Source organism: Geminicoccus roseus DSM 18922 (genome assembly GCF_000427665.1).
Classification (GTDB): domain Bacteria; phylum Pseudomonadota; class Alphaproteobacteria; order Geminicoccales; family Geminicoccaceae; genus Geminicoccus; species Geminicoccus roseus.
The window spans coordinates 1,811,596-1,826,565 of the sequence record NZ_KE386572.1 but is presented as its reverse complement, the minus strand read 5'-3'; the positions used below and the strand labels follow the sequence as shown (position 1 = coordinate 1,826,565).

Annotated in this window: 10 protein-coding genes; 8 read left to right on the top strand and 2 right to left on the bottom strand. The window is 68.9% G+C overall.

All coding sequences use genetic code 11. The features are described 5' to 3' along the window. Positions 1-117 precede the first annotated feature (117 nt). The 4 genes from GEMRO_RS28765 to GEMRO_RS28760 all read left to right on the top strand — a co-directional run bounded on the left by GEMRO_RS28765 (position 118) and on the right by GEMRO_RS28760 (position 6,774). On the top strand, positions 118-1,338 hold the full coding sequence (locus GEMRO_RS28765) for an efflux RND transporter periplasmic adaptor subunit (protein ID WP_051328897.1): 1,221 nt from the start codon (positions 118-120) through the stop codon (positions 1,336-1,338). Continuing rightward, entirely contained in the window at positions 1,335-4,418 is a 3,084-nt protein-coding gene (locus GEMRO_RS0109730) for an efflux RND transporter permease subunit (protein ID WP_027133830.1), read from the top strand. The genes GEMRO_RS28765 and GEMRO_RS0109730 overlap by 4 nt, the downstream gene beginning before the upstream one ends. Positions 4,419-4,762: 344 nt before the next feature. Continuing rightward, on the top strand, positions 4,763-4,948 hold the full coding sequence (locus tag GEMRO_RS0109720; RefSeq protein ID WP_027133829.1) for a DUF3553 domain-containing protein: 186 nt from the start codon (positions 4,763-4,765) through the stop codon (positions 4,946-4,948). A gap of 143 nt (positions 4,949-5,091) precedes the next feature. After that, positions 5,092-6,774 (top strand): transglycosylase domain-containing protein, encoded by a 1,683-nt coding sequence (locus GEMRO_RS28760; protein ID WP_051328896.1) that lies wholly within the window; start codon positions 5,092-5,094, stop codon positions 6,772-6,774. 7 nt (positions 6,775-6,781) lie between these two features. Here GEMRO_RS28760 and GEMRO_RS0109710 read toward each other — a convergent pair whose 3' ends face one another. Continuing rightward, positions 6,782-7,393 (bottom strand): TetR/AcrR family transcriptional regulator, encoded by a 612-nt coding sequence (locus tag GEMRO_RS0109710; protein ID WP_027133828.1) that lies wholly within the window; start codon positions 7,391-7,393, stop codon positions 6,782-6,784. 210 nt (positions 7,394-7,603) lie between these two features. On the opposite strand from GEMRO_RS0109710, the gene GEMRO_RS0109705 reads away from it, so the two are divergent. The 4 genes from GEMRO_RS0109705 to GEMRO_RS0109690 all read left to right on the top strand — a co-directional run bounded on the left by GEMRO_RS0109705 (position 7,604) and on the right by GEMRO_RS0109690 (position 13,788). Continuing rightward, positions 7,604-8,767 (top strand): efflux RND transporter periplasmic adaptor subunit, encoded by a 1,164-nt coding sequence (locus GEMRO_RS0109705; RefSeq protein ID WP_276202822.1) that lies wholly within the window; start codon positions 7,604-7,606, stop codon positions 8,765-8,767. A gap of 4 nt (positions 8,768-8,771) precedes the next feature. After that, a complete protein-coding gene (locus tag GEMRO_RS0109700; protein WP_027133826.1) occupies positions 8,772-11,906 on the top strand; it encodes an efflux RND transporter permease subunit in 3,135 nt (1,044 codons plus the stop codon). 140 nt (positions 11,907-12,046) lie between these two features. Beyond that, positions 12,047-12,967, top strand: a complete 921-nt coding sequence (locus GEMRO_RS0109695) for a 3-hydroxyacyl-CoA dehydrogenase NAD-binding domain-containing protein (protein ID WP_027133825.1) — start codon at positions 12,047-12,049, stop codon at positions 12,965-12,967. Positions 12,968-12,969: 2 nt separating this feature from the next. Then, the gene (locus GEMRO_RS0109690) at positions 12,970-13,788 is read left to right on the top strand and encodes a BKACE family enzyme (protein WP_027133824.1); all 819 of its coding nucleotides are present in this window, start codon (positions 12,970-12,972) and stop codon (positions 13,786-13,788) included. Positions 13,789-13,975: 187 nt separating this feature from the next. Here the strand turns inward: GEMRO_RS0109690 and pip are convergent, their stop codons facing one another. After that, positions 13,976-14,947: a prolyl aminopeptidase gene (gene pip, locus GEMRO_RS0109685; protein ID WP_027133823.1), complete on the bottom strand. Its 972-nt coding sequence runs from the start codon at positions 14,945-14,947 to the stop codon at positions 13,976-13,978. Positions 14,948-14,970 lie beyond the last annotated feature (23 nt).

Sequence of the window (14,970 nt, the reverse complement as noted above, 5' to 3'; positions counted from 1 at the left end):
GCAGGCAAGCTAAGCCCAGCCCTGCCGACGAGCTGCCACGGATGATCCCAGCCCATGCCTGAAGCCTCGCGCGACCGCCAGGATGCCGGAGCTTCCCTTGGGGGCGGAGAGCCGCCCGTGCGGCCGCACCGCAGGGCAAGATGGCTCCTGCTGTGCCTCGCCCTGGTGATCGGCTTGATTGCCTGGCTGCGCTATGCTGACCGGCCCGCCTGGCTTGATGGGGCACCGGCCTGGGCACAGGCGGCTGTCGAGACGATCCGGGGCGAGGCAGGTGCGGGTTCCGCTCCCCTCTCCTCGGAGCGCAAGGCGGCGGTACCGGTTCGGGTGGCGCAGGTCTCCATCCGGGATGTCCCCGTCGAATTCCGCTCGGTCGGCACCATCGAGGCCGTCGAGTCCGTGGCGATTCGTGCCCGCGTGGATGGGGTGGTCGAGCGGGTCCTGGTCGATGACGGGGCGATGGTGAAGGCCGGCGACGTGCTGGTCGAGCTCGATCAGGAGCCGATCCAGGCCCAGATCGACCAGCAGGAAGCCAACATCCGCCGCGATCGGGCGCAGCTTGCCAACGCCCGCCTCGTGTTCGACCGCGCCACGGATCTCGCCAAGCGTGGCGCCACGGCCAAGCAGTCCCTGGACGATGCTCGGACCGAGGTGGAAGCGCTGACCGCCGGCGTGGCCGCCAGCGAGGCCCAATTGCGCAGCCTGCAGCTCGAACTGTCCTACCACCGGATCAGCGCACCGTTCGACGGCCGGATCGGGCGCGTGCAGGTCAGCCCGGGCACCATCGTGCGCGGCTCCGATTCGGCCGGCACCATCGCGACGCTCAACCAGGTCGATCCCATCTATGTGGCTCTGGGAGTGCCGCAGAACCAGCTGGGCGATCTCTCCGAAGCCCTGCAGGCCGGCACGGCACAGATCGAGGTGCCGTTGCCCGGCAGCACGGAGACCCGTTCAGGACCAGTCGTCATGGTGGAGAACGCGGTGGAACGCGGAACCGGCCTGGTGACGGTACGCGCCCGGCTCGACAATCACGACCAGCGTCTCTGGCCGGGTACCGTGCTGGACGCGAGGCTGGTCCTGCGGGAGGAGAAAGGAGCGCTGGTGGTGCCGAGCGACGCCGTCCAGATCAGCCAGACCGGCTCGTTCCTGTTCATCGTGGACCAGAACCAGAAGGCGCGCGTCGTTCCGGTGCAGGTCGGCCGGACCGTTGACGACGTCACGGTGCTGGTGGACGGACCACCGGCCGGAACCACGGTCGTCACCGAAGGCCAGATCCGCCTGGTCGACGGCACGCTGGTCCACATCGCCGAAAGTGCTCAAGGGCTGGAGGCAAGGCGATGAAGCTCGCCGAGCTGTGCATTCATCGCCCCGTCATGGCGACCCTGGTCACCCTGGCAATCATCTTGGGGGGCATTGCCGGGTGGCGCATTCTGCCTTCGGCCGCTTTGCCGCGTGTGGACTTCCCGACCATCCAGGTGAGTGCCAGCCTTCCGGGCGCCAGCCCAGAGACCATGGCATCCTCAGTTGCAGCGCCCCTGGAGCGCCAGTTCGCGACGATTGCCGGCATCGACACGATGACCTCGCAGTCGACCCAGGGCAACACGTCGATCACGATCCAGTTCACCTTGGACCGCGACATCGACGGCGCAGCTCTGGACGTGCAGTCCGCGCTCTCGACGGCGCAGCGCCGGCTGCCCGACGAGATGACCAGTCCGCCATCCTTCCGGAAGGTCAATCCGGCCGACCAGCCGATCCTGTTTTTGGCACTCTCCTCGTCGACCCTGCCGCTGTCGAAGGTCAATGACTACGCGGAGAGCCTGCTGGCCAACCAGCTCTCCCAGGTCGAGGGCGTCGCCCAGGTGCTGATCTGGGGCGGGCAGAAGTTCGCGGTCCGGGTCGAGGTCGATCCGGTCCAGGCCGCGGCTCGCGGGCTGACCACCAGCGATGTGCGTAGCGCCATTGAATCCGCCGCTTCCACCACACCGGTCGGCACCCTTGCCGGATCGACCCGCACCCTCACCATCGATCCGCAGGACCCGCCGGCCAACGCCGTCGAGTACCGGCCGCTGGTGGTCGCCTGGCGCAACGGCCAGCCGGTGCGCCTGGACCAGATCGCCACCCTGCGCGACGGGGTGGAGAACGAGCAGGGCGCAGGCTGGTTCAACGACGAGCGCTCGATCGTCCTGGCGATCCAGCGCCAGCCGGACGCCAACACCGTGGCCGTGGTCGACCGGATCCGCGAGGTGATCCCCGCCCTGGAATCGCAGATCCCGCCCTCGATCTCCATCCAGATCACCAATGACCGCTCGGTGTCGATCCGCGAGGCGGTGAGCGACGTCACCAGCCACCTGCTAATCGCGGCCGCGCTGGTGGTCGCGGTGATCTTCGTGTTCCTGAAGGACCCGCGCGCCACCATCATCCCGGCGCTGAGCCTCCCCGTCTCGGTGATCGGCACGTTCGGCGTGATGGCGCTCCTGGGCTACTCGATCAACAACATGACGCTGCTGGCCCTGACCTTGTGCGTGGGCTTCGTGGTCGACGACGCGATCGTGGTGCTGGAGAACATCGTCCGCCATGTCGAGGAGGGCATGGGCGTCTTTCAGGCGGCACTCAAGGGATCCGCCGAGATCGGCTTCACCATCGTCTCGATGACCCTGTCGCTGGTGGCGGTGTTCATCCCGGTCCTGTTCATGGGCGGGGTGGTCGGCCGGGTGTTCCGCGAGTTCGCGGTGACCATCTCGGTGGCCATCCTCATCTCGGGCTTCGTGTCGCTGACGCTGATCCCGATGCTGTGCTCCCGCTTCCTCAAGCCACAGGCCGTCCCGCCCGGCCGCGCCAACATCGTCGCCCGCGCGGCCGAGTTCCTGGTGGGTGGCATGGCCACCTTGTACCGGATCAGCCTGGACGTGGTGCTGCGCCACCGCTTCCTCACCCTTCTGGCGACGTTCGGGACCCTGGCCTACGCCCTCCATCTCTACGTCGTCGCTCCCAAGGGCTTCTTCCCGACCGAGGACACCGGCTTCCTTTCCGTCACCACCGAGGCCCGGCCGGACATCGGGTTCGATGCCATGGTGGACCAGCAGAGAAGGGTGGCGGCAATCGTGCAGGCCGATCCGGCGGTCGCCTACTTCAACTCCAGGGTCGGGGGCGACCAGCTGAATTCGGGGCGGATGTTCGTGGCCCTGAAAAGCAAGGCAGAGGGGCGCGACGAACCGATCGACGAGGTCGTGGCGCGGCTGCGCCGTGAAGCCAGCCAGGTACCGGGCATGAAAGTGTTCTTCCAGCCGGTGCAGAACATCAACATCGGTGGCCGGCGGTCCAACAGCCAGTACCAGTACACGCTGCAGGCGGCCACCTTGCCGGTGCTTATCGAGGCCGTCCCCACCCTGGTCGCCAGCCTGTCCGGGCTGCCGCAGATCCAGGACGTCTCGACCGACCTGGAGGTCACCAATCCGGAATTGCGGATCCGCGTGGACGAGGATCGCGCCGCGGCGATCGGCGTGCGCTCCGACCAGATCCGCTCCGCCCTCTACGACGCGTTCGGCACCCGGCAGATCGGCACGATCTACAACAACACCGACGACTACGCGATCATCCTGGAATCGGGACGCAAGCAGCAGGACGATCCGTCGATCCTGGGCCGGGTCTTCGTCAAGTCGACCGACGGCACCAGCGTGCCCCTATCGGCGGTGACCCGGGTAACCCGCGAGGCCGGCCCCCTCACCGTCAATAGACAGTCCCAGCAACCTGCTGCGACCATCTCCTTCAACCTAGCGCCGGGCTTCGCGCTGAGCGACGCGGTCACGGCGATCGAGGAGGCGTCCGCCGCCAGCGGGGCCACCAGTTCGATCTCCGCCGGATTTTCCGGCACCGCCCAGGCCTTCCAGGACGGGCTCGCCAACCAGCCGATCCTGCTGCTGGCTGCCGTCCTGACGATCTACATCGTGCTGGGCATCCTCTATGAGAGCTTCGTCCACCCGATCACGATCCTGGCCGGTCTTCCATCCGCCGGGATCGGGGCGCTCTGGGCGCTCAACTGGCTGGACATGGACCTCTCGGTGATCGCGGTCATCGGCATCGTCATGCTGATCGGCATCGTGAAGAAGAACGCGATCATGATCGTGGACGTGGCGCTGGAGGAGCGCCGGGCCGGTGCACTGCCCGAGGTGGCGGTACGCACGGCCTGCCTGCGCCGGTTCCGGCCGATCATGATGACGACCTTCGCCGCGATCTTCGGTGCCCTGCCAATCGCCCTGGGCCTGGGCGCCGGTGCCGAACTGCGCCAGCCGCTGGGCGTGGCGGTGGTCGGCGGCCTGGCGGTCTCGCAGCTGGTGACCCTGTACATCACCCCGGTGGTCTGGCTGTACCTGGAGCGGCTGTCTTCCAAGCGTGAAAGCCCTGCGATGCCGCAGCCGGCTTAGGCCGGCGCCGGCGCGCCTACCAATCTGGCACTGCCTCTCGGCCGGTGGCAGTCGAGGACGAAGACCCTAGCATCGAAGCCGTCCAGGAACTCGCCGAGGATGTCGGACGGCTCAAGCATGGCTGCCGGTTGTCCAGGTGGCACCCGCTCCGGCCAGACTCCCTTCGGCGCAACCGCGACAGATGGGCAGAACTGCTCATATGATCGCCACCATCGGCCCCTGGGGAATCCCATGACCCTCTCCATCCACCGGTTGTCTTCTGCCTGGAAACGCATCATGCCGGCCGCCGGTTAACGAAACCTGAAGCTCCGCGCGTTCCACCGCCGATTTCGAAGAGTATCTGCATGGACCTGTCCATCGTCCCCGGCGCCCTGGTCCGCCATCCCATGGAGCCGGACTGGGGCCTGGGCGTCGTCCAGAGCGTGATCGGGCACCGCGCCACCGTGAATTTCGAGCATCGCGGCAAGGTGCTGATCGATCTTCGTCACGTGACCTTGAAACTGGCGCGCCAGGATCCCCCGCACCGATGAGCCGCCGGGAGCCGGTGCGGCCGCCTGCGGCACGTGGCCGGGCGAAAGCGACCCAGCCAGCGACTCCGGCCAGACCAGTCCGCACCCGCCGTCCCCCGGCGCCTGTCCCGCCGCCACGCCGGAAGCCTCGCTGGCGTTCCTTTGTGGGGATCACTCTGACGGCGGTCGCGCTCACAGTTCTCGTCCTGGTCCTGGACGCAGCCCGCCTCGCCCGGGAGGCAACCCATGCGGAGCGGCCAGCCGCGGTCACGCTGCTTGACCGCCGCGGCGTAGCGCTCACCACCCTGGGTGACGGCTGGTCTCGTCCGCTCGCCCTGCAGGACGTCTCGCCGCACATGCTCGATGCGATCGTGGCGATCGAGGACCGCCGCTTCTTCAGCCACGCAGGCATCGATCCGCTCGGGCTCGCCCGGGCGTTCGTGCGCAACATCAGCGCCGGCCGCATCGCCGAGGGCGGCAGCACGATCACCCAGCAACTTGCCAAGCTCGTGTTCCTGACCCCGGAACGGAGCTTCGTGCGCAAGCTGCGCGAGGCGACGCTGGCCCTCTGGCTGGACGCAACCTTGGAGAAGCAGGAGATCCTGGCGGCCTATCTCGACCGGGTCTACCTCGGTGGCGGCGTCACCGGGGTCCGGGCCGCCGCGCGCAAGCATTTCGGGGTGGAGGCCCGCTCGCTCGACGTGGCGCAGTCGGCCCTGCTGGCCGGGCTGGTGCGCGCGCCCTCGCGACTCGACCCAGGGCGCCATCCCGATGCGGCGCGGGAGCGGATGGCGGTGGTGCTGCGGGCGATGGTGGCCACCGGCAGCATCGATCAGCCAACCGCAGATGCCGCCCTGGCGTCGCCGCCCCGCATCCTGGCCGCCTATTATGTCGATCCGGCACTGCGGACCCTGGTGGAACGATCACGACGGCTGGTGCCCGGCTCGGCGCTGGCGGTGGCGACCACGCTGGATGCCGAACTGGGGCAACGGGCCCGGGCGGTGCTGGCCGAGGAACTGGCGAAGGAGCCTCGCCGCGCCTCCGCTGCCGCCCTGCTCGCCATCTCCGCGGACGGGGAGGTACTCGCGGCGGCCTCCGTGCCGGGAACGCTCGGCAGCCTCGACCGGATCGCCGATGCGCGCCGGCAGCCAGGCTCGGCATTCAAGCCGATCCTGTTCGCTGCCGCGATCGAGCGGGGGCACCGCCCGGACGAGACGATCTCCACCACGGCGCCGCTCGTCGACGGGTGGCGACCACGCAACATCGTCGAGCCGCCTGCAGCGGAGGTCACGCTGCGGCAGGCCCTGGCCCTGTCGATCAACACCGCTGCAGTCCGGCTGGGCCTGGAAGTCGGCCTGCCGGCCGTCATCGGGACGGGACGGCGACTGGGCATCGCCTCCGACCTGCCGGCAGTCCCGTCGCTGATGCTCGGCAGTGCGGAACTTCGCATGGAGGAGCTCGCCGCCGCTTACGCTGCCCTTTCCGGCGACGGGGTGGTCCGCACGCCCGTCTGGATCAAGGCGATCGCCGACGACACCGGCACCCGTCGCGAGCCCAGCCGGCCGGCGGCGGTGCGCGCCCTGTCCGTCGAAACCGCCCGGACGATGCGAGACATGCTGAACGACGCCATGCGCGACGGCACCGGCAAGGCAGCCCTGTTTCCGGGCGGCTTCGGCAAGACCGGCACCAGCTCAGGGTTCCGCGACGCCTGGTTCGTGGGGGGCAACGACGACGGGGTGATCACCGCGGTCTGGGCCGGCAATGACGATCATACCCCGATGCCGGGCGAAACCGGCGGCGGCCTGCCCGCCCGGATCTTCCGGCGGTTCATGACAGGAGCCTCCTGAACGGGGCTCAGTTCTGCAGGATCCAGCGGATGGCAGCCTGCATCATCCGGACCGTCTGATCCCGATCCAGGGATGAATGGCGGATGGCCCGCACGGAGATGCCCTGGAACAGGGTGAACAGGGTCTCGACCCGCTCGTCCAGGCGCGGGTCGGCCGGATCCTGGTCCGGCCCCGCCGCCTTGCACAGCATCTCGCGCATCCTGGCCCGCAGCACGGCGTCGGATGCCTGGACAACCGCCGCGACCTTCGGATTGCGCGCCGCCTCGGCCAGCACTTCCAGCATCAGCGCGGTCTTCGTGAGGTTCATGCAGTCGTCGACACCGGTGGACACCGTATCGACCAGCGCCTGCGCCAAGGGCCCCGGGCTGTCCTCGATCCGGTCCATCACCGCGAGCACCTCCGCCTGGTTGCCCTCGACGATGGCGACGATGATCGCCTCCTTGTTCTCGAAATAATGGTAGATGTGCCCGACGCTCATGCCGGCCGTCTTGGCGATCTCCGCCATGCTCGCGCTGTGAAAGCCGTGTCGGCAGAAACATGCGGTGGCCCCGGCCAGGACCTGCTGGCGGCGCGATTCGTTCCGCGTCTGCTCCAGGCACGCCCGCTCAGCGATTCCCATCTTCTTTCATCCTCGGTACCGGCCCTCTCGTACCGCGTTGCAGCAGCTTGACGCTGCCTCGCACCATTCATAGAATGAACGCTCATTCTAAACAAGCGACGGACAAGCCGGCCGGCGACCGATGCGAGGGCTTCGGGGCGGCGACTGAGGTCGGTTTCCCCGGAGATTGCGCGTATGCGAAACGTTTCTGGTCGGATTTCGACCAGCCTCATGCTGGCCGGCGCTCTGTTCGTAGCTGGATGCGCCGAGGAGAGCGGCAGCGATGGAGGGCAGGCACAACAGGCGCCGCCTCCCGCCGAGGTCGCCGTGGTGACGCTGGAACCGCAGCCGGTCGAGATCGCCACCACGCTGCCTGGCCGGGCTTCTCCCTACCAGATCGCCGAGGTGCGTCCCCAGGTGAACGGCATCCTCCAGGAGCGGCTGTTCCGCGAAGGAGCCGACGTCCAGAAGGGTGATCCGCTCTACCAGATCGATCCCGCCGTCTATCAGGCGGCCTACGAGACCGCCAAGGCCGAGCTTGCCCAGGCGGAAGCCGCCCAGGTCTCCGCGAGCAATCGTGCCAACCGCAACGAGGAGCTGGTGCGGACCAACGCCGTCAGCCGCGCTTCCTATGACGACGCTGTGGCGGCGCTCGGCGAGGCGAATGCCGCCATCCAGGCGCGCAAGGCGGCCCTGGCCTCGGCCAAGATCAATCTCGACTACACGACCGTTACTGCGCCGATCAGCGGCCGCATCGGCAGCTCGGCATTCACTGCCGGCGCCCTGGTCACCGCGAACCAGCCGGAGACGCTCACCACCATCCACCAGCTCGATCCGATCTATGTCGACGTGACCCAGTCCAGCGCGGAGCTCCTGGAACTTCGCCGGGCCGTGGCCGATGGCCGCTACGAGCGGATCGACCCGGACAGCGCCGAGGTGGAGCTGACCCTGGAGGATGGCACCACCTATGCGCATCCCGGCAAGCTGGAGTTCGCCGATGTCCAGGTGAGCGAGAGCACCGGGGCGGTCACGCTGCGCGCCCTGTTCCCCAACCCGGATGCCATCCTGCTGCCGGGCATGTTCGTGCGCGCCGAGATCAAGGCCGGCGTGGATCCCCAGGGCATCCTGGTTCCCCAGCGCGCGGTGAGCCGCGACCCCAAGGGCCGTGCCACCACCCTGGTGGTCCTGCCCGACAACACGGTGGAGCAGCGGATCTTGACCACCGACCGCACCGTGGGCGACCAGTGGCTGGTCTCCGACGGCGTCCGCGCAGGGGAGCGGGTGATCGTGGAAGGCGTCCAGAAGGTGCGGCCCGGCGCCGTGGTCCAGGTGATCGACGCCGAGCCGAAGTCGGTGGCGGACGCCTCGGCCGCCAGCGCGCCGATCCGGAGATAGTCGCGTGGCCCGTTTCTTCATCGACCGGCCGATCTTCGCCTGGGTGCTCGCCATCGTGGTGATGATGGCGGGCGCGCTCGCCATCTGGACGCTGCCGGTCGCCCAGTATCCCACGATCGCTCCCCCGTCGGTGTCCATCACCGCGAACTATCCGGGCGCCTCGGCCAAGGTGGTCGAGGACTCGGTCACGCAGGTGATCGAACAGCGCATGAAGGGCATCGACGGCCTGCGCTACATGTCGGCGAACAGCAGTTCGTCCGGCCAGGTCGAGATCACCCTGACCTTCGAGCCGGGCACCGACCCGGACATCGCGCAGGTCCAGGTTCAGAACAAGCTGTCGCTGGCAACCCCGCTCCTGCCGGAGGAGGTGCAGCGTCAGGGCGTCCAGGTGGCGAAGGCCTCCAGCAGCTTCCTGATGGTGGTGGGGCTGGTCGCCGCCGAAGGCTCCGGCTTCAACCAGACCGACCTCGCCGACTACATGGCCTCCAACATCCAGGACCCGATCTCCCGGGTGGAAGGTGTGGGCGAGGTGCAGCTGTTCGGCGCGCAGTATGCGCTGCGCGTCTGGCTGGACCCGCGCGAGCTGGTGAATTTCGGCCTGACCCCGGCGGATGTCGTCGCGGCGATCCGCGCCCAGAATGCCCAGGTCGCCGCTGGCCAGCTGGGTGGCCTGCCTGCCACCGAGGGCCAGCAGCTCAACGCGACCATCACCGCCCAGTCCCTGCTGCAGACGCCCGAGGAGTTCCGGCAGATCTTCCTGCGCACCGCCGAAGACGGCTCGTCGATCCGGCTAGGCGATGTCGCGGACGTCGAGATCGGCGCCGAATCCTACACCACCACGGCCAACTATAACGGTCGTCCGTCAACCGGCCTGGCGATCCAGCTGGCGTCTGGCGCCAACGCGCTGGCCACCGCCGAAGCGGTCCGGGCCGAGATGGAGGCGCTCAAGGCCTTCATCCCGGAGGGGATGGAGGTGATCATCCCCTACGACACCACGCCGTTCGTGAAGGTGTCGATCGAGAGCGTGGTGCACACGCTGATCGAGGCGGTCGTCCTGGTCTTCCTCGTGATGTACCTGTTCCTGCAGAACTTCCGTGCGACGCTGATCCCCACGATCGCGGTGCCGGTGGTGCTGCTGGGCACCTTCGCGATCCTCGAGTTCGCGGGCTTCTCGATCAACGTGCTCACCATGTTCGCCATGGTGCTGGCGATCGGCCTGCTGGTCGACGACGCCATTGTGGTGGTGGAGAACGTCGAGCGGGTAATGCACGACGAGAAGCTTCCGGCCAAGGAAGCGACCCGCAAGTCGATGGACCAGATCACCGGCGCCCTGATCGGCATCGGCCTGGTGCTCTCGGCGGTGTTCGTCCCGATGGCGTTCTTCGGCGGGTCGACCGGCGTCATCTACCGCCAGTTCTCGATCACCATCGTCTCGGCGATGGCGCTCTCGGTGCTGACCGCGCTGATCCTCACACCGGCCCTGTGCGCAACCCTGCTCAAGCCCTCGGCACCCCCCAGGCGTGGCCCGTTCGCCTGGTTCAACCGTGGCTTCGGCAAGACCACCAACGGCTATGTCGGCCTGGTCGGCTACATGGCGCGGCGGGCGGGACGCTTCCTGATCGTCTACCTGATCCTGGCCGCCGGCGTCGGCTACATGTTCGTGCGCCTGCCCACGGCATTCCTCCCCGACGAGGACCAGGGCATCATGTTCGTCCAGGCTCAGCTTCCGGTGGGCGCCACCCAGGAGCGCACGCTGGAGGTGCTGAAGACGGTCGAGCGCCACTTCCTCGAGAACGAGGCCGATTCGGTCGCTTCGATCTTCACCGTGGCGGGCTTCAGCTTCGCCGGCTCCGGCCAGAACGCCGGCATCGGCTTCGTGCTGCTGAAGGACTGGGACGAGCGCCAGGACCCGGCGCAGAACGTGGCCGCCATCGCCGGCCGGGCGATGGGCGCGTTCTCGCAGATCCGCGACGCCATGGTGTTCGCGTTCGCGCCGCCGGCCGTCCTGGAACTGGGCAACGCCACCGGCTTCGACGTGCAGCTGCAGGACCGGGCGGGGCTGGGTCATGACGCCCTGATGGCAGCGCGGGACCAGTTCCTGGGCATGGCCGCGCAGAACCCGGCCCTGGTCGGGGTGCGTCCGAACGGCATGCAGGACCAGCCGGAGTACCGGGTGGAGATCGACCACCACAAGGTGGGCGCGCTCAGCCTGTCGATCGAGGACGTGAACGACGCGCTCTCGGCCGCCTGGGGCGGGACCTATGTCAACGACTTCCTGGACCGCGGCCGGATCAAGAAGGTCTATGTCCAGGCGGATGCGCCCTACCGGATGGTCCCTGAGGACCTGAACCAGTGGTACGTCCGCAACGCCAAGGGCGAGATGGTGCCGTTCTCGGCCTTCGCCACGGCAGGGTGGACCTACGGCTCGCCCAGGCTGGAGCGCTACAATGGCCTGCCCTCGGTGGAGATCCTGGGGCAGCCTGCTCCCGGCCTGAGCTCGGGCGCCGCCATGGACGCGGTCGAGGAGATCATGGCGCAGCTCCCGCCGGGCTTCGGCTACGAGTGGACCGGCATCTCCGATCAGGAACGGGCAGCCGGCGCCCAGGCGCCGATGCTCTACGCCATCTCGATCATGGTCGTGTTCCTGTGCCTGGCAGCCCTTTACGAGAGCTGGTCGATCCCGTTCTCGGTGATGCTGGTGGTACCTCTCGGCGTGCTCGGCGCCCTGGCGGCGGCGTTGTCGACGGGGCTGTCCAACGACGTGTTCTTCCAGGTGGGCCTGCTCACCACGATCGGCCTGGCCGCGAAGAACGCGATCCTGATCGTCGAGTTCGCCAAGGACCTGAACGAGGCGGGCAAGGGCCTGATGGAGGCGACCCTGGAGGCGGCGCGGCTGCGGCTGCGGCCGATCATCATGACCTCGCTGGCGTTTGGCCTGGGCGTGACGCCGCTGGCGATCTCGACCGGGGCGGGCTCCGGTGGACAGAACGCGATCGGCATCGGCGTGCTGGGTGGCGTGATCGCCGCCACCTTCCTGGGGATCCTGTTCGTGCCGCTGTTCTTCGTGGCGGTGCGCAAGACCTTCAGCCGCAAGCGGGCGGCGCCACCGGTAACGGCGGCCGAGGTGCCGGCGGAGTAGGTCCTCCAGCCACCGACGCTCGGATGGAAGGGGCGGTGTCCGCGCGAAGCGGACCCCGCCCCTTTTCCGTTTTGGGGCTGGACCATGGGCGGCAGCGCGGGTCACTTGTCCCCGGCGACAGATCCGGGAGAGAGACAGAGGTGGCGCAGTCTTCCATCCGACAGGTGGCGGTGATCGGCTTCGGCACGGTCGGCGTCGGCTGGACCGCCCTGTTCCTGGCCAACGGCAGCGACGTGACCGTCCACGACCCGGCCGTGGACGATCTCGCGACACTGGAAGCGGCGCTCGCGCCCAGCCTTGCCAGCCTGAGGGAACTCGGCAGGACAGGACATGGCCGGCTCTGCCTGGCGGCTTCCCCTGAAAAGGCGGTGGCCAGTGCCGACTTCGTCCAGGAGAACGCGCCGGAAAAGCAGGCGTTCAAGGCCGACCTGCTGCGGCGGCTGGACGAGGCGACGCCGGCAGGAGCGATCATCGCCAGCAGCACCTCGTCCCTGCTGTGGAGCGAGCTGACCGGGACATGCAGGGACCCGGAGCGGGTGATCGTCGCGCATCCCTTCAATCCGCCGCATCTGGTCCCGCTGGTCGAGCTGTTCGGCAGCGATCCGGCGGTGCTGGACCGGGCCGAAGCCTTCTATGCGGGGCTCGGGATGCGGCCGGTGCGGCTGAAAAAGGAGATGCGCGGGCACATCGCCAACCGGCTGTCCTCGGCCCTCTACCAGGAGGCGGTGCATCTGGTGGAGCAGGGGGTGGCGTCGGTCGCGGAGATCGATGCGGCCCTGCGGGACGGGCCTGGCCTTCGCTGGGCGACCATGGGCGCCCACCTCACCTACCACTTAGGCGGCGGCAAGGGCGGGATCCGCCACTATCTGGACCATCTGGGCCCGAGCCAGGAGCGGCGCTGGCAGGATCTGGGCCGGCCGTCCCTGACCGACAAGCTGAAGGCCGACCTGGTCGCCGGGGTGGAGGCCGAGGCGGCCGGACGGTCGATCGAGGAACTGGAAGCGCTGCGGGATGCGACCCTGGTGGCGCTGCTGCACGCGCGACGGAGGACGGAACGATGACGATGCGGGCACCGGTGGCGATCGCGGTGGCGCCGAACGGAGCGCGGCTCACCAAGGCGGACCATCCGGCCCTACCGATCACGCCGGCGGAGCTGGCCAGCACCGCCAGCGCCTGCCTGGAGGCAGGGGCGTGCATGATCCATCTGCACGCCCGCGACGCCCAGGACCGGCACTCGCTCGACCCGGACCTGGTCCGGGAAGGCATGGCGGCGGTGCGGGCGGCGGTCGGGCAGCGCCTCGTGATCCAGGTGACGACCGAGGCGGTGGGGCTCTACCAGCCCGACGCGCAGATGGCCCTGGTCCGGGCGGTCCGGCCGGAGGCGGCGTCGGTGGCGCTGCGCGAGCTGGCCCCGGATGCGGCCAGCGAGAAGCAGGCGGCTGAGTTCTATGGCTGGTGCCGGCAGGAGGGGATCTGGCTGCAGCACATCCTCTACGACGCCACCGACGTGGCGCGGTTCCGGGACTTGGTGGCGCGTGGGGTGGTGCCGGTGGAGCGGCCGTCCGTGCTCTACGTGCTCGGGCGCTACAGCCCGGGCCAGCGCTCCGAGCCCCTGGACCTGCTGCCGTTCCTCCAGGCAGGCGATCCGGCCTGGCACTGGATGATGTGCGCGTTCGGGGCGCAGGAACGCGACTGCGCGGCGACCGCGGCGTTGCTGGGCGGCCATGTCCGGATCGGCTTCGAGAACAACCGGCTGGCGGCGGACGGCAGCCCGGCTTCCGACAACGCGGCGCAGATCCGGGCGGCCGCAGCGGCGTTCCAGGCCCTGGGGCGGCGGCCGGCGACGGCGGACGAACTCAGGGAGTCGATCGCCCGCAGCTGATCCGAACTGTCGAAAAAAGCCAACTCATTGATTTTGGCTCACTCCTCGGGTTCGTTTCGTCATTTCTCGGGTTCGTTCGGGAAAAAGGAACCCGGGGACTGCGCCAAAGCACCCAAGGCAGGGCCCGGCAGGCACAAGCCATCGAGCATCGCATGGCCGCGGCTTTCAGGAAAGTCGCATCGCGCGATCAGAAGGCTCGGTCGGCGAAACGGGCGGTGGCGGCAAGGATGGCTCCCGCCATGCCGGGCTCGGCGGGGGAATGGCCAGCGTCCGGCACCACGACGAGTTCGCTGCCCGGCCAGGCCTGGGCCAGCTCCCAGGCAGTGGTGAGCGGCGCTTCCAGGTCGAGGCGCCCCTGCACCAGCACGCCCGGGATCCCGGCCAGGCGGTGCGCCTCGCGCAGGAGGCCGCCCTCTTCGAACCAGGCGCCGTGATGGAAGTAGTGGGTGATGATGCGGGCGCGCGCCATGCGGTAGGCCGGGTCCAGCCAGCGCGCCGGGTATCGGGCATCCGGACGGACCGACAAGGGCGCGGCCTCCCATGCATGCCAGTTCTCGGCGGCCCTGGCGCGGACCGCAGGATCGGGGTCCTGCAGGAGGCGCCAGTAGGCCGCCACCAGATCGCCATCGCGCCCGGGGGCCGGAACACCCGCCCGGAAGCGCGCCCATTGCTCGGGGAAGAGCGGGGCGAGCCCACGGTACAGCCAGTCGATCTCGCTGCGCCGGGTGGTGGTGACGCCGGCCAGCACCAGCGCTGCGACCTGGCCTGGGTGGCGCTCGGCATAGGCCAGCGCCAGGGTCGAGCCCCAGGAGGTGCCGAACAGCAGCCAGCGCCCGATCTCCAGGTGCCGGCGCAGGCGCTCGAGGTCATCCACCAGATGCCAGGTGGTGTTGGCGGCAAGATCGGTCGCAGGGTCCGCGGCATGGGGCAGGCTGCGGCCGCAGCCCCGCTGGTCGAGCAGGATCACCCGGTAGCGGGCGGGATCGAAGTAGCGCCGGGCGCTTGGGCTGCAGCCGGAGCCGGGGCCCCCATGCAGCACCAGCGCCGGCCGCCCTTCCGGGTTGCCGCAGGCTTCCCAGTACACGCGATGGCCGCCGCCCACGTCCAGCAGGCCATGGGCGAATGGCTCGATCTCGGGAAACAGCGTGGCGGCGGGCACGGGATCCGGCTCCAGGAAGGCGC

Coding starts and splice junctions, on each gene's coding strand:
- GEMRO_RS0109730 (WP_027133830.1), top strand. CDS start 1,335: ATGAAGCTCGCCGAGCTGTGCATTCATCGCCCCGTCATGGCGACCCTG.
- GEMRO_RS0109720 (WP_027133829.1), top strand. CDS start 4,763: ATGGACCTGTCCATCGTCCCCGGCGCCCTGGTCCGCCATCCCATGGAG.
- GEMRO_RS0109710 (WP_027133828.1), bottom strand. CDS start 7,393: ATGGGAATCGCTGAGCGGGCGTGCCTGGAGCAGACGCGGAACGAATCG.
- GEMRO_RS0109705 (WP_276202822.1), top strand. CDS start 7,604: ATGCTGGCCGGCGCTCTGTTCGTAGCTGGATGCGCCGAGGAGAGCGGC.
- GEMRO_RS0109690 (WP_027133824.1), top strand. CDS start 12,970: ATGCGGGCACCGGTGGCGATCGCGGTGGCGCCGAACGGAGCGCGGCTC.